Consider the following 19421-nt stretch of genomic DNA (forward strand, 5'->3'; position numbering starts at 1 on the left):
TGAAAAGCTCCAAGACTTTTTCCCTCCGCAGTTCTGGCCTCTTTAGTCCCATTATCTCGACGTACTCCGGAAATGAGAGGGGCATTACCTCTATTGTCCTTCCCTTTCCCCTCCTGCCCGGAAAGAATTCAATATCCCTTCTAGCCCTCAGGGAGCTTGAGCCGGTAACCGTAACTACATCTCTCTCCAAGAGGCCAGCATCTATGAGGGGTTTAACCCCGCGCCACCAGCCTTCAAGTGAGGTAACTTCATCGAGAAAGATGTAACCTGTTTCAATTCCTTCCTTATTTTTAAGCCCCTTGAATTCGCGGAGAAGTTCTAAAAGCTCGCGGTGGCTTGGCAGTACCTCGACGTTGAGGTAGAGAATTGACTCCGGCGGGTTATCCCTCAGGAGTTCCTGAATCAGGAGCTTTATCCCGGTGGTTTTCCCAACCTGCCTCGGGCCGAGGACGAAGTTGAGGGAGAAGGGTTCGAGCGAGAGTTCGTCGAGCCAATTCGGCCACCAATGGATTTTCTGCTCTCTCCAGCGCTTTACGTGGTAGTCCTCTTTGTCCTCCCACCATGGGTTCATGTAGCTCAAATCCCCGAGCCTCATAGGGACACCTGAGAGGTTATGGCTCTCAATCCTTTATAAAGGTTGAGAAGTGTAAGTTCTCAGAGTTTAAAAATTAGGGGGTTAGAGCTTGATTGATATCTCGGCTTTATCGCTCTTCTTGAGCTGGATTGCGAAGAGGGCCTTCTCAATGGAACGCTTGCGGAGGTAAAACACGATCGTAAGTACAAAGCCAACAAAAGCCAGTATGTGAAGAATGCCGATAATTATCCAGTTTTTAATAGTTAGCATCCCTTGAAGTGTGGCAATTTCAATGGCCCCTGCATATCCTCCAAATATAAGCCATGTGGCAACTGCACATGTAAGGGCATCTTTTACACGTGTCCTTGCTTTTGAGTATCCTGCATTCAATATTTCAATCTCCGCTTCTTCTGGATTGTCTTTTCTGAATGCTTCAACGAAATCTTGGGCATCGACGTCCCAAAATCTTAATGCGCACCATAAGCTTGTGAATCCAATGAGTGACACGAAAAAGCTGACCAGAAGTGCCAAAAGAAAGTCTTCTCCTTCAAAGTTAAAGGCTGTGATAGAGAATATTGTTGCAAATACAAAAACGCCACCAAAAAAGTATATTATCGTACTAATGTCTTCGGCTCCATATCCTAATTTGTCATCAAGACGTTTTACGTAGTGGCCTTCTTTGACGGCCATTTCCCTTCTCCCTCCGGGTATTTATTGATTTCCCTCCTCCCGGAGGGTAATATACTGGGCGAAGGTGTTAAATACGCGGAAGTCAAAAACTGCTTCAGGTGTGAGCATGGAGGGTGTGGAGTACATCTACGACGAGCACGGGAGGATTAAGGGCGTCATCATATCCCCGGAGCTTTGGGAGAAGATAAAGGCCGAGCTCTTCGAGCCGTCGAAGTACAGGGGCATTTACAGGGGTAAGAAAGACCTTAAGAAAAGCCTCGGGGAGCTGAGGGAAGAATGGGAGAGGGGTTTCTGATTGACACAAACGTTCTCATTTACTACCTCGCGGATGCCATTCCAAAGGAGGAGCTTCCGAAGGTTGAAGAAATCCTGAGGAAAAGCTTTAATGTCTCCATAATTACGAAGATATAGTTTCTCGGCTGGAGAGGACATACCCCAGAGGGCTTTGAGAAGTCGAAGGAGTTCATAAGCTTCGCGTATGTCATACCGCTCACAGATGAGATAGCCGACGTTGCCATCGAACTCAGGAGGAAGGTCAGCATAAAGCTTCCTGACGCGGTTATAGCGGCTACGGCACTTCTACACAACCTGACGCTAGTTACGAGGAACGTCAAAGACTTCGAGAAAGTGAAGGGACTGAGGATATACAACCCATTCGAAAAGGTTGATGAGAGAAATTAGCCACCATTATATCCATTTTGACGCCTTTGACGGCGGTTTTCATTCTGGCCTTTTTGGAGTTTCATTTTGAGAAATTTCGCTCAATTGTCTGAGTGATGGTGGATTGAGTATCATCCTTAGCGCATCAGAAGCTATGAAAAGGGGGTAATAACCCGCCCGAGTTCATCGGCTCCGCCTTCGGCGGCACTCCCCGGGCGTTGAAGGTTCGGCCTTCATCAATAAAAGGCTTTCTACCACACCCTAATCTCCTCGTCACCTTCGAGTTCGACCTCCTCGTACCTTCCGCTCCTCTTCACGTCGAGGGTATAGACCAGAGCGACAATCGAGCCAAAGAGAAACGCCGTGAAAATCCAGGCAACCTTGGCGGATTCGGGCATGAATTTCTGCTTTGTGACAACGTCGTAGGTAACCCCGAGGAAGCCGGCGATGTTAAGGGACCAGATGAGAGTCCAGAGCCCAATCGCCACGTCGAACATGGAGAAAAGTGGAAGGGAGGGTTAAAAACCTCACTCCTTCTTGAGCTTCTCGCAGTTCTTGACCCAGTTCTCGAGGATATCTTTGAGCTTGGGCTGGCCGATTTCCTCGAGCTCGTAGCGGACCCTTACAGCGGGCTTGTTGAGCTTCATGAACCTGCGGAGGTCAACTGGAGTGCCCATGATGACCACATCCGCATCGGCCTTGTTGATTGTCTCCTCGAGCTCCTTAATCTGCTTCTTGCCGTATCCCATTGCAGGAAGGATAACGTCGAGGTGCGGGTACTTCTTGTAGGTCTCGACAATTGAACCGACGGCGTAAGGCCTTGGATCAATGATTTCCTTCGCTCCGAACTTCTTGGCTGCAACGTAGCCGGCTCCGTACTTCATTCCACCGTGGGTAAGCGTCGGTCCGTCCTCAACGACGAGAACGCGCTTGCCCTTTATGAGCTCGGGGTTGTCAACGAATATCGGCGAGGCCGCCTCGATAACCGTTGCATTCGGGTTGACCTTCTCGATGTTTTCCCTGACCTTCTGAATGTCGTCCCTGTTGGCGGTGTCTATCTTGTTGATGATTATAACATCAGCACTCCTGAAGTTGGTCTCACCGGGGTGGTACTTGAGCTCGTGACCCGGCCTGTGCGGGTCGGTAACGACTATCCAGAGGTCCGGCTCGTAGAACGGGAAGTCGTTGTTTCCTCCGTCCCAGAGGATTATGTCCGCTTCCTTTTCCGCTTCGCGAAGAATCTTCTCGTAGTCAACGCCAGCATAGACAACCATTCCCCTCTCGATGTAGGGCTCGTACTCCTCGCGCTCCTCGATGGTGCACTCGTACTTGTCGAGGTCCTCGAAGGTGGCAAAGCGCTGGACGACCTGCTTTCTAAGGTCTCCGTAGGGCATCGGGTGCCTTATCGCAACAACTTTGTATCCCATCTCCTGGAGGAGCTGGGCGACCTTTCTACTCGTCTGGCTCTTTCCACAACCGGTTCTCACAGCTGTTACGGCCACGACGGGTTTGCTGGACTTGAGCATGGTGCTCTTTGGACCGAGGAGCCAGAAGTCGGCTCCAGCGCTGTGGGCCCTGCTCGCGAGGTGCATGACGTGCTCATGGGAGACATCGGAGTAGGCGAAGACAACTATGTCAATGTCGTGCTCCTTGATTATCTTCTCCATGTTGTCCTCGCTCCAGATGGGAATTCCGTTCGGATAGAGCTCGCCGGCAAGCTCGGGCGGGTAAATTCTTCCCTCAATGTCCGGAATCTGGGTTGCGGTGAAGGCCACGACCTCGTATTCCGGATTGTCCCTGAAGAACACGTTGAAGTTGTGGAAGTCCCTTCCGGCCGCTCCAAGAATCAGAACCCTCTTCTTTTTCTTTTCGGCCATTTTCGTTCACCTCTAAAACTTTGTCCGCCTGTGTATCGAGCTTTACACTTATAACGGTTTTCGTTTACCTGTGAAAGAGCCTTACGTAACCGTTTCGAAACTAGCAAAGTTTTTCCGCAAAACTTTCAGAAAATCCTGAACCCAGACCGTTCCGGGATTACCAGTGGGTTTAATAAACGATTGTCGAATAAGATTCCTGGGATTGACATGAGTGACGTTGAGGTTAGAACGCACACAGCCCTGCACGTCGTCAAGGGTGCCGTTGTTAAAGTTCTTGGAGAGGAAGCCAAGTGGACGGCGAGCGTTTATGTGAACGGGAACCACGGCAGGCTGACCGTTAAGTTCAACAGAAAACCTTCGCCTGAGGAGATAGCGGAGATTGAGTTGCTGGCTAACGAGAAAGTAAGGGAAAACGTCCCCGTGAAGGTCTATGAACTGCCGAGGGAAGAGGCAGAGAGGCGCTTTGGTGAAGATATGTACGACCTTTTCCCGGTTCCTGAAGATGTGAGGACGCTTAAAGTTGTAGTCATCGAGGACTGGAACGTCAACGCCTGCAATAAAGAGCACACGAAGACAACGGGAGAAATCGGGGAGATAAAAATCAGAAAGATCCGCTTCAGGAGGAGTAAAGAGCTTTTGGAGATTAGCTTTGACGTTGTGGACTGAGTTACTTCCTCACCCATAGCGCCCCGGCCATGCCGAAGTAAGTAGGACAGGCGTAGGCACTTTCCTTGAGCTCAAAATTTCTTACCTTCATGGCACCCAGCATCATGAGCATCTGCCAGTAGCTGTCTACCAGAGCCTTCCTCACCAGCCCCTCGGGAACGCCGGGAAGCTCTTCGAGGCGGTTTTCGTTTATCAGCTCCATTATTAGCCTGTCGTACTCCTCGCTCTCTTTAACCTTGCCGTAAGGGCCGTCCTCGCTGTGCCCGTGCCCGTGGTCGGCACTTATTATCAGCGCGATTTTCTTCTCGCTTTCCTCCAGCACTTTTCCAAGGATTTCTCCTGACTTCACGAGGGTTTCCCTGTCGATGCCCCTTGAAGGAGTCATCAGGACAAGCGGTTTTTTCTCGAGAAAATGGAGCGGTATAAGTTCCCCCCAGCTCAACGGCCACCGGGAGTACTCCCCGCGGAGCGAGGCAAAGTTCAAATCCACCACCGGAATCCCCGCGCTCTTTTCGGCCCTGTAGATTTTCTCGGCTAGCTCCCTATCGGTTTTCCACTCACCAGGCAGTTCCTTTCCCTCAAAGCCGAGCCAGGAAACCAGGTTCTCCGCCATAACCACCCCAAGATGGTCGCTCATTCTGACGTTGTGTGGGCTTATCAGGACGTAGGAGTCAACGTTTGCAAAGGCCTTTCCAATGTCTTTCAAAACCTCCGCCAGCTTTTTCGTTTCTTCGTCGGGAGGCTCCAGGACCGGGTTCCCGTGGGGCATCAGACCGATTCCGGCAAGCATCTCAATCACCTCAGGCAGTTTTCAAGGCTTTCAAGGGGACACTCCCTTATCGTTCCCCCTTTGGCTTGGGAGAGAGTCCTCAATCCCGAACCTGTGAGAATCGAAACGACCTTCGCTCCCTCCTCAGTCCTTCCGTTTTCGACGAGCTTTCTCAAAGCGGCAATCCCGGTGGCGCTCGCCGGCTGGACGAAGAGACCCTCTCTCGCGAGCTTTCTCTGGGCCTCCCTGATTTCGTTATCACTCACCGCAACACAGAGCCAGCTAAAATCCTTTAGGAGCTTCAGAACCGCGTTCCCGCTCGGTGGATAGGGGTTTGCTATGGCCTTTGCTATCGTTTTTGGCCTTTCAAAGCGCTCGATTTTTTCTTTTCCCTCTTTGAACGCCCTGCATATCGGGGAACAGCCTTCCGCTTGAACTGCAACCAGAGTTGGAAGCTCCTCGATGAGTCCGCTCCCTTTTAGCTCGATGAAGCCCTTCGCCACGCCCCTGAATAGACCGCCGGAGCTTGTTGGAATTAGGACGTAATCCGGTGTTACCTCCTCGGCTATCTCGAAGGCTATGCCCTTGTAGCCCTCAACGCGGAACGGGTTGTCCGAGTTCATGAAATAAATTCCTAGACTTTCTCCCAGTTTCAGGCTCTCGAAGTAGAGCCTTCCGTAGTCGCCTTTGACCCTTATCACGTCCCCGCCGTAGACGGAGACGGCCTTAAGCTTTTCATTGCTAGCGCTTTCGGAAACGAGGATTTTGGCATTGAGGCCAAAGCGCGATGCATAGGCTGAAACGCTCGCCGCCATGTTTCCTGTAGAAACAGTTCCAACGGTTTTGTAGCCGGCCTTTAGGGCGTAGCTCATAGCCAGAAACGTTCCCCTGTCTTTAAAGCTCCATGTGGGATTTACGGTCTCGTTCTTGAGGTAGAGCCTTACGCCGAGCTCTCCACCTATTTTGGATTTGACCAGTGGAGTATCCCCTTCACCGAGTGAGAACTCAAGGGCAGGCTCAACGGGCCAGAAGTCGTAAAACCTTTCCCAGACGGTTTTGCCTATGTATGGTTCGCCCCTTAAGAGCTCGAACTCCACAGGTTCGTTGCATTCGCACCTCTGCACGGGCCTATCGTATTCCCTTCCGCAGATTGGGCACTTAAGCCTCAACCCTAACCCCCCTCACGGCTTTCAGGAGAACGGTCTTTCCGCTGAGCGTTATCGTGAAGTGCGCGTAGTCGTCCTTTTCGGCGAGCTCTTTCAGGATTCCCGCGAAGGTCTTCGCGGCTTCATCACTTGAGAACTCCACCTTCCAGAGGAGAACATAGTCGGTTCCGTTGACCGCCAGAAGTAGCTTATCTCCGCGCCAAGCCGTTGAAACGTTCCACGCGGTTTCGTTGTTGAGCTTCGCGCTATCGTGGAGGAGAATGTAGACGTAGAAGGCACCCATCCTGTCGTCCCTAAGGACGCTCCAGTTTCCGCTGAGTTTTAGGGAGACGTTCACCGGCGTCACGTTCTCAAGGTAGAGGTTTGGGTGCATTATCTGAGCGGTTGAAACGGGGTAGTGCCTGTAGGCCTCGTTCACGAGCTTCCAGCCCCCTTTCTCGTAGAGGTATCTGACAAAGCTATCACCGAAGACGTAGGGGAATATTCCTATGTCCGTTATTGGGTTACCGCTGAGGGAGCGTATCTTGTATATGGGAATCCCGTTCCGCTCGCAGTAGATGTCAGCCACGAGGTCGGCGTCCCCTTCCACCAAAGCCCTGACCGCGAGCGTTCCGTCGAAGGTGTTGGCGCTGTATTTGGCGTTGAACCACTGTTTCTGGAGGACGTGCGTAAGCTCGTGGGCCAGGGCCCTCTTTGCCATGGCAGGATTGCTCTCAAAGTTCTCCTCCACTATGTAAATCGTGTTCCCCACGGTTAGGGCTATCCAGCCCGCGCTCTCTTCCCGCTTAGCCTGGATGAAGGAGTAGTTTCCGGGGATTAGAAGGGTCATCTTGTACGTTAATTCCTGAATCCTTAGCTCCTCCTCGTTCTGACTTGAGGGGCCGAAGAGCCTTATTGCCTCAGCCCGGGTTATGACGACTATCTTCGGCTTCTCCTTGAAGATGAGACCCCTTATCTCCTGAACTTGCTCTATAATCTCGTTTACCTGCTCGAGGATGGAATTGGCTGAGTACGCTAGGTTAACCGCCGAGTACAGCGAAACAACGAGGGTTGCAACGAGAAGAACTGCGACGAATTTCCTTCCCATCTCCACCGGAAGATTATAATGGGAAGGGATTAAAAAGGAATTGGTTCAACCCTAAAACTCCACGAACTCCTCCTTCATGCCGTCCTTGGTTATAACAACTACCTGAACCTTTTTACTTCCTGTGTAAACGTCGCGCTTTCCGGCGGTTTTAACGGCCCTTATCGCGAGCTCCTTTGCCTCCTCGACGCTCATGTCCTTCTTAAAACCGTCCTCAAGGACGGCTATGGCGAAGGGACTTCCCGAGCCGGTCGCGGTGTAGTCGTCGAAGATTAGCCCTCCGAGGGGGTCGAGGTTGGCCAGGGTCGGCTCATCAACGTATCCACCTATGATAATCTGCACCATGTAGGGGAACCACTTGTTCTCGTTGAGTATGTTGCTGAGCAGGTTTGCCATGGCCCTGGCCGTCATCGGCCTTCCCCACGTGAACTGGTAATAGCGGGCCTCCGCCTCGAGCATTCTCGCGAGTGCCTGAACGTCCCCCACGCTTCCAGCTGTCGTTATCGCTATCCTGTCCGTTATCGGGATTATCTTCCTGATGTTGAGCGTCTCAACCATGTGGTCGAGGGAAGCCTGAGTATCGGCGGCTAAAACGACGCCGTCCTTTGCCTTTATACCAACCGTTGTCGTTCCGGTCTTCTTCTCCATCTCTCTCACCTGAAGTAAGAAACGCGCCTTTGTTTTAAACCTTTAGCCCCGGGACGAGTAGCCTCTTCCCCTCAACTTCAATTATCTTCGCCTTTATCCCGTATGTTTCCTCGATGATTTTCTCACTTAGCTTTTCTGAAGGGCCTTTCCAGACGGTTTTTCCGTTCTTCAGGACAAGGGTTCTGTCGGAATAGCTTAACGCGAGGTTGAGGTCGTGGAGAACGGCTATGATTATCTTCTCCCCCTTCAGTTCGTTGAGCAATTCCATTACCTCTAGGGCGTTGTTTATGTCAAGGTGGCTCGTCGGTTCATCGAGCAGAATAGCTTCACTTCCCTGGGCCAAAGCCCTCGCTATCAGCGCCAGCTGGAACTCCCCCCCGCTCAGGCTCGTTATTTTTTCCCGTCTTCGCTCCCACAGACCGACCCTTTCAAGGGCCTCCCTCACGCTTCCCCTCGTCATGTACGCTCCCATCTCGACGAACTCCTCAACCGTGAAGGCAAACTGGGGGAGTGAGCTCTGGGGGACGTATGTTATCAGCCTCGCCCTTTCCCGGGGTTTAAGGGAGAGCAGGTCCTTCCCTTCAAGCCTCACAAAGCCAGTCGGTTTTAGAATCCCCACGAGGCACTTCAGAAGCGTGCTCTTTCCAGCACCGTTCGGCCCGATTATGGCCAGCAACTCCCCACGTCCGGCCTCCAATTCGACGTCTCTCAAAACCCCCCTCTCGCCGTAGGAAAAGGAAACCCCTGCCTCAAGCAACGAGCTCACCCCTCTTGTGCTTCATCAGCAGGTAGAGGAAGAACGGGGCGCCCATAAGAGCCGTCACGACCCCAACCGGAATGACCGTGGGCTTTGCAAGGGTTCTCGCGAGCAGGTCAGCCGTAACGAGGAGGGTTCCACCGAAGAGGGCCGTCGCCGGAACGAGCTCCCTGTGGTTCGGGCCGAGGATTAGGCGCATTATGTGGGGGCTGACGAGGCCGATGAAACCTATTATCCCGGAGGTGTAGACCGAGAAGGCAGTCAGCGTCGCGATAACGCCGAGGAATATCTTTCTATACAGGTGGAGGTCGAGGCCGAGGGCAATGCTCTCCTCCCCGAGGAGAACGAGGTTCAGCTCGCGCCAGCGCCACGTGAGGAAGAGAATTCCAGCCAGGGAAACGACGAGCATTATCTTCACGTCCCCCCACGTGCTCCCGTTGAAGCTTCCGAGGAGCCACATCCAGCTCAGGTGCGTTTTCTGGGGCCTTGTTACGTAGATGTACCATGTTACCGCGTTGGCAAGAAAGCCGTAGGCGATTCCGGCAAGGAGGAGCGTGTCAACAGGGACTGCCCCGTCAACCCTTGATATCGTGTAGACAATGAAAACCGAGAGGAAGGAGAAGATTAGGGCGAAGGGGGCCATGTAGACGGGGTTTATAAGGACGGCTATCGCAGAGCCCAGCGCCGCGCCCGAGCTTATCCCTATGATGTAGGGGTCCGCAAGGGGATTCCTGAAGAGGGCCTGACTGGTGACTCCAGCACCCGCGAGGGCGAGGCCGACAAAATACGCGAGGAGCACCTCCGGAAGGCGAAGTTGCCAGACGATGATGAAGTAGTCGGGCTTTTCTCCGGGGTTAATGCCGGTAAAACGGGATAGCTTTAGCTCTATTCCGTAGAGAAGGCTTGAGGTAACGTCGTGAAGGCTAAGACTAACCGGCCCGAAGTAAACGCCGAGAAAAATCGAAACCGCTGAGAGGAGCAACAGTGCCGGGAGCCATTTCCGCATGTGCTGGAGTTTTTGTCCATGGTTTAAAAGGCTTTGTCACTCGAGGGGCGAGCGACCGTACTTGAGGAAAACCCTCAGTTCAGGGCTTTCGGCCTTTATTATGTTGAGGAGTGCCCTTAACTCAACTTCGAAGGCCTTTTTCTCAATCTTAACACCCTCGTGGGCCCTCTGGAGGGGCCTGAAGTAGCCGTTGCTCTCGTGCCACAGTATCTCGCTCAAAAGCTCGTCGTTTATCTCCCTGTTACTCTGAAGGAGGTATATCACCCCACCGCGCATGGTCCTTATGTAGGCCATCGGGACGCCCCGCTCAATGTACTCCTCAACCGTCGGGAAGTACTTCCTGAGAACCTTGGGCATCCTGTGGCTTATGGCCCTTCCCCCCTGAGTTATGACGTAATAGCCGGCCCTCTCCTCGCCGTATGTCCTCCTCAGGTATGCGTCAAGGTATGGAACGTCAACGATGTCAATCCCTAGTTTCTGGGTCAGCTTCCTGTTGTAGAAGCTCTTCGCCACGTAAACGAGGTTCAGTTTGAGCAGTTTCTCCAGCGAGTATAGGTATTCGAGGTAGCCCAGAACCACGTGGACCGAGTTGCGCGCGTCGTCCAAAGTTAGCTCCTTCTCCTCCCCATACTCCTGGAGGATTTCCCGGAATATCTCCTCGGCGTCTTTTTCTCCCTTGATGTACGCGTCCAGGGTTTTTCTGGTTATAACGACCCTCTTCGGGAGGGTCGCGTCGAGGGAACTCCCCCTGAAGCCCTCCATCGCCCGATAAAATTCCTCAAAGTCCTTAAGCCTCTCATCGGCTAGTATTACGCCCCCGTTTACCTTTCTGCTCTTCTTCAGCTCCTCCTCAAGCCTTTCGTAGTGCTCGTCCAGAATTTCAACGAAGGCCTTGACGAGCTCTTCAAGCCTGTTTTTGCCCAGCGCGTTCTCGATGGTCGTTATACCCTTCACGCTCTCCGGGTAAACCGGCGGTCTCGTGAGGGAGCCCGTCAAAGTGCCATCCATCATGACGTAATCAACCCCACCAAGAAGGGCCGAGAGGTAGCCTAGTTTGTTCTCCAGCGTTTCCATCTGGAGGCGGATTATCTGGTCGGATATGCCCTGGTTGTAGAGCATCGCGTTGACGTAAACGAGCCTGTAGGCCGGACCGTTGCCGAAGGCGTAGCTTGAGACCGCGTAGAAAATAGTCCCGCTGAGCCTCTGCTTTCCCTGACTGCCGTCCACGGCGTAAACCCTGCAGGGCCTTCTTTCCTTGGGCAGGTCCCTCCATTCGAGGCCCCTCAGCTTTACCATTGCCTCGTCGTAGCCCCTCTGGAGCATGGCCTTTATCCTGTCAACGCTTTTCCTGTCGAGAAGCCGGTACACGCTCACACCCCCAGCTCAACCTCCCTTAGGACGGAAACGCCGTTCTCGAGGCTCACCTTTATAACCCTGTCCGCGGCATCCTTGAGCTCTTCATCATGTGAAACGACTATGACCTGGGGTATCTTCCGGAGGTAGCGTTGCATTATGTCCACGAGCCTTCTCCGCCTCTCCTCGTCAAGGTACGGCGTTGGCTCGTCCAGAATGAGGAGGCTTATCTCTCCCGCAAGATAGAGCGACAGTGCAAGCCTGAAGGCCAGACCGAGGGCAATCCTCTCACCCCCACTCAGGAAACCGAGGCCGTGTTCCTTTCCGTTGTAAACCACGCCGAGCTTGACCTTGTTCTCCTCGGCTTTGACAGTTATTCCGGAGTACTTCTCCTCGGTCAGCTCCTCGAATATCTCGCTCGCTATCTCACCGACCTTTGCCAGGGCTCCCTCCTTCAGGAGGTTCTTGTAGCGCTTTACTTTCTCCCTGAGCCCCTGAACCCTCTCGCGGGCCCTCTTCAGGTTTTCAAGCTCCCTGGCCTTCTCCTTCCTCCTCTCCCTCTCGTCCTTGAGTTTCCTGATGTTCTCAACTATCTCGTCCCTCCTCTCCTCGAGTCCCCTGAGCTTTTCCTCCGTCTTGGCGAGCTCCTCCCTCAGCTCGGCAACCCTCTCCCTGGCCTTTGCGTGCCTCTCCGGGTTGTATTTTGCCTCAAGCGCCTCCAGTTTTCTTCGGGCCTCCGAGAGAAGATGGGACTCAGCTTTAAGAGCCTTCTTCGCCCCTTCCAGTTCCGTCCTCGTTGCGGACAGCAGGCCTTCCTCCTTTTTCAGTTCCTTCTCGGCGTCCTTAATAGCAAGATAGCGCCTGTAAACCGGCTCCAGTTCCTCAATCTTCCCGTCAAGTTCCTCCACACTTGAAAAGCCGAGGCTTTTAAGTTCTGCTTCAATTTCCTCGAGCTTTTTTTCGACTGCCCTTAGCCTTTCCTTCAGAACGTTCCTTTTCCGCTCCAGTGCCTTACCCTTGGCCAGCTCCTCACGGAAGTTCTTCAGCTCCCCTTCAACCTTTCCAAGCTCGTTCCTCAGGCCCTCGTATTCCTCGACCCTAGCTCTTAGCTCCTCAACGTTGTAGGTCCTCAGCTTATCCTCCAATTCCTTGGCCTGCTCAAGGAGTTCCCTCTGGGTTATTAGCTCGCGCTCCATCTTGAGCTTCCTCTCAACCTCAACGAGCTCCTGCCGGAGTTCTTTCTCCTCGGCGTCGAGGGCCTTGAGTTTCTCGGAGATGCCCTTAACCTCGGACAGATACGTTTCCAGCAGTTCCTTCCTGTGCTCTTCCGTTAGTTCTCTGCCACAGACCGGGCATTTTCCCTTGGCCTTCTTGAGCTCCAGTATAGCCCTGTTCCTCTCGCTGGCGTGACTCTTAAGGGCCCCCTTCTCCTCCCTTATCTCCTCAAGCCTTCTGAGAATCTCGTCCTTTCTCTTACGGGCGTTTTCAACAACCCTCTCAAGTTCCTCAAGTTCCTCCGGTGAGAACCTGAGCCGGGACATGAGCCTCTTCAGGTTGGCCTCTAACGTTTTGACTTCCTCGTAGGCCTTTACGCTCCCTTCAAGTTCGGTGAGCTTTTTCAACAGCCCCTCCCTCTTCCGCTCCAATTCCTCCAGACGGGACTTAAGTTCCTCGAGTTCGGCAAGGCGTTCCTCTATTCCAGCAATCTGGGCCCTGTAACTCTCGGCCAGTTTTTCGCTTTTGGCCTTCCCATCGGAATAGCGCTTCCTGAACTCGGACAGCTTTGTGTAAAGCTCCGCCTTTTCTCTCAGCTTATCCGCCTCTTTAACCTTCTCTTTAAGCTCGTTTATGCGTTTCTCGGCCTCAGCCAGTTTTCTGCTCAGCTCCTCAACCCTCGCCTCTATCGCCCTGACGTTTCCTTCCCGTCTTTTAACCTCCAGTTTCAGTGCGTTGACTTCCTCGGAGAGCTCATCGAGTTTCTCGAGTTCATCTTCGGCGGTTTTCAGCTCCCTCCTGAGTTTTGGGAGTATTGGAGAAAGCTCGTTTATTGCCCTCAGAACCTCGGTCAGGCTCTTTTCCATCTCCTCGATTAGGGAGTCTATGTTCTCGGTGCTCTTGAGGTAGTCCTCCACAGCTTTAATCCTCGCGTCTATCTCCTTCCTCACGTCGAGGAGGTTCCTGTAGGCGTTTTCATACCTGTCCAGACCGAGAACCTGCCTCACTACTTTTTCCCTGCTCTCGTCGCTTTCGAGTATGGCGTCAATCTCGCCCTGGCGTATGTAAATCGCGTTGAGGAAGACGTCGTAGGGGATTAGCTTCTCCATCCACTCCCTGACCTGTCTCTGGCCACTCTCAAGGGTTTTCCAGCCCGTTCCATCGTGGTACTTGACGAAGGAAATGCCCCGCGTGATGTTCCTGTGGATTTGATACCTAACGCCGTCCTTCTCGAAGAAGACGGTTATCTCCGTCGACGTTCCCCCGATTCGAAGGAAGTCGTCCTTCTTGAGGTCTCTCGGTTTTGCCGGCCAGTAGAGGCCTATCAGAAGGGCATCAAGGAGGGAACTCTTACCGCTCCCGTTCTGGCCGACTATGAGGTTTATCCCGCTCGTAAAGTTAACCCGGGTAAGCCTGTGGGAGCGAAAATCCTTGATTATGAGCTTTTCAACCTTCATTTCCCACCACCGAGCCAGGCAAGAAGGTTGGAGCCCTTTCCGGGCTTGGTCCTGGGGGATTTCTTTTCCGTTTTCTCCTCAGGTTTGGCATCTAAGTCCGGAGTCTTTTCTTTCCGCTTTTCGTTTCTCTTTTCCTCCTCCGGGGGTTTTTCCTCAGGTTTTGTGACCTCTTCCTTCCACCCTCCAAGAAACAGCTCGACGACGGCATCAACGTTTTCCAACTTCTTCTCCCCGGTCATCTCTATTGCCCTGAGTTCGATGGGTGAGAAGTACTCGTTCGGCCTCGGTACTTCTCCACCCTTAACGGTCCTGAGCTTCCTCTCAAAGCGCGTCCTTACGTAGAGGTACTTGACGTCAAGTAGCTCCCTGATAGCTGAGACATCAAAGGGCCTCTCCCACTTTATGTCGAGCCTCACAAAGGCCTCGCCCGGGATTTTGGATGCGAGCCTCTTCACTTCCCTCTTAACCGTCTCCTCGTCGGCCTCGATTTTAATGTCAATGAAGGGTCTCACCTTCAGCTCAATGAACTTTGGCTTCCAGTTCTCCACTATGTAAAAGCCCTTCTCAATTCCGGCTTTCGGCTTGAAAGTTCTCCCGTCCCAGCGGTACCTAATCTCGTAGTCGCCGAAGTCCCACCGCTGAAGCGAGCCCGGATAGACGAGTTTTCCCACGTCGTAGTTGGTCTCGAAGCGCCTGTGGATATGGCCCAAAGCGTAGTAGAGGTATCCCCTCGGCAGGTCCTCCATCTTGAGCTCAAAGTAGTCCCTCTGGCTTTCCGGGATGAGCCCCATCATCCTCTCAATGAGCTCCTTTATCCCCTGGTGGAGCATGAGAATAGCGTTCCCCTCCGGTTTGAAGATGTCGCTAAGCCGGTTCTTTTCGAGCCACGCGGCGCTCATATACTTGAGCCCGTGTATTTCAACGCTCCTCCCACCTTTCTCAAAGACACCCTTAACTAGGTACTTGTTTCCAAGCCTCTCGCTCGTCAGGTACTCGCTCTCGACCCTCTCCTCCCTGATTCCGACGAGGTTCAGCAGGCCCAGGCTTTCCAGCAGGTGATAAGCCGAGACCCTCCGCTGGGTTCTGTCATGGTTCCCCTCTATTGCAAAGACGGGTATTCCCCTCGCCTTAGGTATTTCAAGGGTTTCTATGGCCCCCTTCAGGGTCTCCGGACTGGGCCTGCTTGAGTGAAAGAGGTCACCGGCTATGAGGATGAAGTCCACTTTCTCCTCGACTGCCCTCTCTATAACCTCCCGAAAGGCCCGGGCGAACTCCTCGGCACGGTAGGGCAGGCGGTACTGCTCGAAGCCGAGGTGAACATCCGCGAGATGAGCAAACTTCATTTTAACACCTCAGAAGTCTATTTCAACGCCCTCCTCCTCGTAGAGGGCCTCCTTCTCGCGCTCGGCCCTCTCGCGCTTAAGCCTTTCGCGCCAGCGTGCAACTATACCTATGTCCTCACCGCCGTAGTCACCGCCGATGGCCTTGAAGTTGTGTATCTTGACGAGTGCCGGAAGGCTTATCGCCTGACCGACGATAACTGCCTCACCCTTCCCCAGGGACGCTATGTCTCCAAGGAGGTCAGAGCTGAGCTGTTCGCTGGCCCTGAGGACGTAGTCCTGGTCCTTGGGATTGACTATTCTCAGGATTATTTTGGTGTTGGTCTGGCTCAGGACGTCTTCGTTGAGTTTGTTCGGCCTCTGTGAGACTATGCCGAGGCCAACGCCGAACTTCCTTCCCTCCCTGGCTATTCTGCTCAGAATCCTGACGGCGTCGTTCTTCTCGCCTTGAGGCGCGAAGATATGGGCCTCCTCGACTATTATCAGAACGGGCTCGGCCAGAGCCGGGCTCCTCGCTTCTATCTCGCGCAGAACCTTTTCAAACCTCTCGATTTCCTCGGCGAGCATTGAGTTGGGCCTTTCCTTAAGCTCTTCCTTAAGCCGTATGAGGTTCTTTCTGGCCTGTTCGTAATCGACCCTCGTCTCGAAGACCTTTCCAAGGAGCTTTCCGACAACCACTTTCATCTGCCCCTCGTCGAGGGGGCCGAGGTCAATCACGTTTGCCTTTCCGGGCTCTATCTGGGCTATCAAATCCTCGCTCGTGAGGAGCGAACCGTAGTTCCTCAGGAAGCGCCTTATCCTGTAGACCACACCCCTGATGGTCTCAACCCTCTCGCTCTTGAGCTCCTCCGTTATGTACGCCCCCTTTCCCTCGTCCCAGAAGTAGGCCGTCCTGTTGGCTATCCACTCATTGAGCGTGTTCCTCAGGGCCTCAATCAGTTCCCTTCCGCCGAGCTCGGGGTTTTCATGTTTCACGGTCTCCCACGCCTTGGCGAGGAACTCCCTCTGTATCGTCGCGTTGCTGGCTACCTCTATAAGGTCCGCCAGCTCCTCGCTGTCCATTTCCTCTGGCATTATCTTGGCCTCTATGCGCTTGACGCGCTCCTTTCCGGTCTTTGGGAGCTTCAGCTTGACGTAGTCCCCATGGGGGTCGAGGACTATAACTGTCCCTCCGAGTCTGTTCACAATCTCGCTAACGAGCACCGCAACCGCGTTGCTCTTTCCCGCTCCCGTAACGGCCAGAACCGCGAAGTGTCTCGAAACGAGCTCGTTCGCGTCCAGATAAATCGGCACGTCTTCCCTAAGGAGGAGGTTCCCGATTTCGACGAAGGAGTCCCCTCCGTAGTAGATTGCCTTCAGGAGCTCGGAGCTTGCCCTGTAGACGGTGTTGCCATTTGGAATGGGCACGCGGTTCGGAACTATCTCGGCCCGCTCATCGTTTAGGATGACCCTCCCAAGGATGCGGACGTTAACTATCAGCGCCTCGTTCTCGCTGATGCTCTCGCCGTACTCCTTTATGTCGAGCATGAGGGACTGGAACGTGCTTTTACCCTCGCTCAGGAGCCAGTTTACGTTTTCCAGCCCCCGAATTGTTCCGATAACCCACTCCTCGCAAGTCTCTCTCGTTTCCTTGCAGAGTCTCGCAACGACGAAGTCTCCAAACTTGAGTTCGGTGTCAGGGTGAGCGTAGAACTGGAAGGAACTGACTGTGGCCTTCCCTGTAACTATCCCAACGGGTTCTTCGTGTATCCTCATGCAACCACCGTGAGAGTGATTAAGCCCACGGGCTATAAGTTTTACTAACGGGGGAGAAAATCAGCCAGGAATCCGGTCATCATCCCACGGTCAGGTTCGAGAGTGTTCATCACGTCGGGGTGGCCACCTCATAGGGAGTTCCCCAACCCTTAAAAGCCTTGGGGAAGATTTACTAACATGAGCGTCTCAGCGAGGGAAGTGAGGGCCAGAATCCCGCTGGCACTCGTCACGATAAGGCCGGCAAAGCTCTTTGACATAAGCGAGGTCATGAGAATCGAGAGGGAAACCTTTCGCGAGGCGTATCCGAGGGGAATCTTCCTGGTCTTCCTTGAGAACAACCCCGATACTTTTCTTGTCGCCGAATACAACGGGAAGGTAATCGGCTACGTCATGGCCTACCTGAGGCCCGACCTTGAGGGGCACATAATGAGCATAGCCGTTGACAAGCGCTACCGCGGGAACGGTATAGGCTCGGCCTTACTGACCGAGGCCATAGAGAGGCTCATCGAGAGGGGCGCTCGCTACATAGGCCTTGAAGTCAGGGTCAGCAACGAAGGGGCCATAAGGCTCTACGAGCGCTTCGGTTTTAAAAAGGTGAAGCGGATAATCGGCTACTACTCAGATGGCGAGGATGCCTACTACATGCTCCTCCCGGCCGAGGAATGGAGGGGAAGCTGATGATGGTCTTTTACCTGAGCGGAGACAGGGTCTTCTCGACAGACCAGAACGCGATAAACGGCCTCTACAACAAGAGACACTTCGGGAAGTTGGTTGAAGGCAAACTCTTTCTGTCCCTCCTTGAGGCCACCTACCTCGTCGAGAGGGGCAAGATTGAAGTCAGGGACGGGAAGAGGAAGCTCACCGTTGAGGAGCTCATGGAACTTGGAAGGAAGAGGGACGAGCTCTTTGACGCGAAGTACCTCGTTTACAGGGATTTGCGCGACAGGGGTTACACCGTAAAGTCCGGCCTGAAGTTCGGCTCGCATTTCAGGGTTTACAGAAGGGGAATGGACGAGCATTCGCAGTGGCTGGTCTGGGTCCTGCCTGAAAATTCCCGCCTGAGCCCGAACGACATAACGGCCAGGGTTAGGGTTGCCCACGGCGTGAGGAAGAACATGATTATGGCGATAGTTGACGAAGATGCCGACGTTACCTACTACAAGGTCGAGTGGGTGAGGTTCTGAATTACCCTCCCACTTCCTCCAGTTCCTTTACAACGTTTTGAACCCACCCGGGAAGTTCCTCAAAGGATACCAGCTCAACGCTGACGTCTTTCGAGGCGAGGTTGACGGTTGCAACTGCGAACTCTTTTCCAGGACGGGGAAGCTTGGACGTTACGTTGGAGCTATTCCCTTCTATGCTCTTTTCATTGCCCCCGATTGAGTAGTAGAGCATAACTGTGAGGTTGGTCACGTTGTAGGTTATGAGCGTTGCTCCAGGGGGAAGGGTGGTTTTCTCCTCGACGAGCGATTGGGCCATGTCGAGGGCCTTTCCCGTGTATATGAGATAGTCGCTGTGGGGAATCTCCCTGATTTCCAGTACCTTGCCGTTTTCAGACCTAATCACTTGATAGTAGCGCGTTCCGTTGCTGGTGTTGACCTGATAGTACTCGTAATAGGTCGAGTTTCCCAGAAAGATACCGCCGAGAACGTGCGGATAGCTGGCGATTAGGGAGTTGAACTCGGAGTTCTGTGTGCGGTGGACATAAGTTACAGTGCAAATGATGAAAAGGATAAGTGACAAACCTAAGGCTTTGGCCTTTCTCATTTTTATCTCCTCCAGAATAACAATCAAAAACAGCTCTATGATGAGGCCCAAGAGGACGAAGTACTCCTTCTGGATGTTCACAACAAAAGACGCTCCGAGCCACAGTAGCGTGAAGAGGCCTATTGTTGTCACCTCTCTTGGGGTAGCATGCCCATCAAAGTATAATCCCAGAGCTGTCATGAACACTATACCTCCTACCTGAACCCACATCCATTGCCTGTTCACTTCCCGCGGGAAGTCAAAGGCAAAGGCCAGCATGAAAAGGAACAGGAAATACAGGAAAGGAAACACAACTCCCCGGCGCTTTATGGTTTCGCCCTCATGAGACAGGGTCATTGGGCAACCCCTCTTCTCTTTCGTTTTTGGAACGCCTCCGCATATTTCTTAGCAGAAATTTTTATAAACTTTTTCAAAGTTGGAGTAAATGACTTTTCCCAAAAAGGCGTTCACCTCGGAGGATAGCTTAAAAAAGAACAGTTAAGAATGGGAAGGAAATCACTTCAAAAAGCCCGTCTTCTTGCCCAAATCCTCGAAAGCATCTATGACGTACTGTAAATCCTCCTTGCTGTGGGCCGCGGAAGGTTCGAGCCTTATCCTGGCAGTTCCGAGCGGGACTGTCGGATAGACGATGGCCTGT

The 19421-nt window shown here is 53.1% G+C and carries 21 protein-coding genes and 1 pseudogene; 6 read left to right on the plus strand and 16 right to left on the minus strand.

Annotated features, from left to right (window positions below):
• A partial coding sequence (locus MVG27_RS07335; RefSeq protein WP_297556443.1) for an ATP-binding protein occupies window positions 1-595 on the minus strand: 595 nt, incomplete at its 3' end.
• Between the two features lie 81 nt (window positions 596-676).
• Entirely contained in the window at window positions 677-1264 is a 588-nt protein-coding gene (locus MVG27_RS07340; RefSeq protein ID WP_297550613.1) for a hypothetical protein, read from the minus strand.
• A 106-nt stretch (window positions 1265-1370) separates the two neighbouring features.
• On the opposite strand from MVG27_RS07340, the gene MVG27_RS07345 reads away from it, so the two are divergent.
• From MVG27_RS07345 to MVG27_RS07355, 3 genes are read left to right on the plus strand one after another with little or no spacing between them, the layout of a single operon-like run.
• Window positions 1371-1559, plus strand: coding sequence for a hypothetical protein (locus MVG27_RS07345; RefSeq protein WP_297550615.1), 189 nt, complete (start codon window positions 1371-1373; stop codon window positions 1557-1559).
• A complete protein-coding gene (locus MVG27_RS07350) occupies window positions 1541-1675 on the plus strand; it encodes a hypothetical protein (protein WP_297550617.1) in 135 nt (44 codons plus the stop codon). The genes MVG27_RS07345 and MVG27_RS07350 overlap by 19 nt, the downstream gene beginning before the upstream one ends.
• A 54-nt stretch (window positions 1676-1729) precedes the next feature.
• Entirely contained in the window at window positions 1730-1945 is a 216-nt protein-coding gene (locus MVG27_RS07355) for a type II toxin-antitoxin system VapC family toxin (RefSeq protein WP_366078947.1), read from the plus strand.
• Window positions 1946-2175: 230 nt separating this feature from the next.
• On the opposite strand, the gene MVG27_RS07360 is transcribed toward MVG27_RS07355, so the two are convergent.
• Together MVG27_RS07360 and MVG27_RS07365 are read right to left on the minus strand one after the other, a co-directional pair.
• Window positions 2176-2421: a hypothetical protein gene (locus MVG27_RS07360; RefSeq protein WP_297550619.1), complete on the minus strand. Its 246-nt coding sequence runs from the start codon at window positions 2419-2421 to the stop codon at window positions 2176-2178.
• A 30-nt stretch (window positions 2422-2451) separates the two neighbouring features.
• Window positions 2452-3801 carry a cyclic 2,3-diphosphoglycerate synthase gene (locus MVG27_RS07365; RefSeq protein WP_297550621.1) on the minus strand — a complete coding sequence of 450 codons (1350 nt, stop codon included), beginning with the start codon at window positions 3799-3801 and terminating at the stop codon, window positions 2452-2454.
• Between the two features lie 207 nt (window positions 3802-4008).
• On the opposite strand from MVG27_RS07365, the gene MVG27_RS07370 reads away from it, so the two are divergent.
• Window positions 4009-4467 (plus strand): alanyl-tRNA editing protein, encoded by a 459-nt coding sequence (locus tag MVG27_RS07370; RefSeq protein WP_297550623.1) that lies wholly within the window; start codon window positions 4009-4011, stop codon window positions 4465-4467.
• A 1-nt stretch (window position 4468) separates the two neighbouring features.
• Here the strand turns inward: MVG27_RS07370 and MVG27_RS07375 are convergent, their stop codons facing one another.
• The 10 genes from MVG27_RS07375 to herA are packed head-to-tail and all read right to left on the minus strand — an operon-like array spanning window position 4469 to window position 17017.
• A complete protein-coding gene (locus MVG27_RS07375; RefSeq protein ID WP_297550649.1) occupies window positions 4469-5257 on the minus strand; it encodes an extradiol dioxygenase in 789 nt (262 codons plus the stop codon).
• A gap of 5 nt (window positions 5258-5262) precedes the next feature.
• Complete coding sequence (thrC, locus tag MVG27_RS07380) at window positions 5263-6405, minus strand: threonine synthase (protein WP_297550625.1); 1143 nt, start codon at window positions 6403-6405, stop codon at window positions 5263-5265.
• Window positions 6395-7489: a DUF4157 domain-containing protein gene (locus MVG27_RS07385; protein WP_297550650.1), complete on the minus strand. Its 1095-nt coding sequence runs from the start codon at window positions 7487-7489 to the stop codon at window positions 6395-6397. The genes thrC and MVG27_RS07385 overlap by 11 nt, the downstream gene beginning before the upstream one ends.
• Before the next feature lie 51 nt (window positions 7490-7540).
• Window positions 7541-8134 (minus strand): archaeal proteasome endopeptidase complex subunit beta, encoded by a 594-nt coding sequence (psmB, locus tag MVG27_RS07390; protein ID WP_297468412.1) that lies wholly within the window; start codon window positions 8132-8134, stop codon window positions 7541-7543.
• A 34-nt stretch (window positions 8135-8168) separates the two neighbouring features.
• The gene (locus MVG27_RS07395) at window positions 8169-8891 is read right to left on the minus strand and encodes an ABC transporter ATP-binding protein (RefSeq protein ID WP_297550627.1); all 723 of its coding nucleotides are present in this window, start codon (window positions 8889-8891) and stop codon (window positions 8169-8171) included.
• The gene (locus MVG27_RS07400; RefSeq protein WP_297550629.1) at window positions 8884-9897 is read right to left on the minus strand and encodes an iron ABC transporter permease; all 1014 of its coding nucleotides are present in this window, start codon (window positions 9895-9897) and stop codon (window positions 8884-8886) included. Before MVG27_RS07400 ends, MVG27_RS07395 begins: the two co-directional genes overlap by 8 nt.
• 36 nt (window positions 9898-9933) lie before the next feature.
• Window positions 9934-11265, minus strand: a complete 1332-nt coding sequence (gene nurA / locus MVG27_RS07405) for a DNA double-strand break repair nuclease NurA (protein ID WP_297550631.1) — start codon at window positions 11263-11265, stop codon at window positions 9934-9936.
• Window positions 11266-11267: 2 nt separating this feature from the next.
• A complete protein-coding gene (gene rad50, locus MVG27_RS07410) occupies window positions 11268-13922 on the minus strand; it encodes a DNA double-strand break repair ATPase Rad50 (RefSeq protein ID WP_297550633.1) in 2655 nt (884 codons plus the stop codon).
• Complete coding sequence (mre11, locus tag MVG27_RS07415; RefSeq protein ID WP_297550635.1) at window positions 13919-15265, minus strand: DNA double-strand break repair protein Mre11; 1347 nt, start codon at window positions 15263-15265, stop codon at window positions 13919-13921. The genes rad50 and mre11 overlap by 4 nt, the downstream gene beginning before the upstream one ends.
• A gap of 9 nt (window positions 15266-15274) precedes the next feature.
• The gene (gene herA / locus MVG27_RS07420; protein ID WP_297550637.1) at window positions 15275-17017 is read right to left on the minus strand and encodes a DNA double-strand break repair helicase HerA; all 1743 of its coding nucleotides are present in this window, start codon (window positions 17015-17017) and stop codon (window positions 15275-15277) included.
• A 177-nt stretch (window positions 17018-17194) separates the two neighbouring features.
• On the opposite strand from herA, the gene rimI reads away from it, so the two are divergent.
• A complete protein-coding gene (gene rimI / locus MVG27_RS07425; RefSeq protein WP_297550639.1) occupies window positions 17195-17695 on the plus strand; it encodes a ribosomal protein S18-alanine N-acetyltransferase in 501 nt (166 codons plus the stop codon).
• Window positions 17695-18201, plus strand: a complete 507-nt coding sequence (endA, locus tag MVG27_RS07430; RefSeq protein WP_297470401.1) for a tRNA-intron lyase — start codon at window positions 17695-17697, stop codon at window positions 18199-18201. Before rimI ends, endA begins: the two co-directional genes overlap by 1 nt.
• 1 nt (window position 18202) lies before the next feature.
• Here endA and MVG27_RS07435 read toward each other — a convergent pair whose 3' ends face one another.
• Window positions 18203-19120: a hypothetical protein gene (locus tag MVG27_RS07435; RefSeq protein WP_297550641.1), complete on the minus strand. Its 918-nt coding sequence runs from the start codon at window positions 19118-19120 to the stop codon at window positions 18203-18205.
• 159 nt (window positions 19121-19279) lie between these two features.
• Window positions 19280-19421, minus strand: a pseudogene (locus MVG27_RS07440) (8-amino-7-oxononanoate synthase); the annotation flags it as partial.

It is taken from the genome of Thermococcus sp. (assembly GCF_027011145.1).
Lineage (GTDB): Archaea > Methanobacteriota_B > Thermococci > Thermococcales > Thermococcaceae > Thermococcus.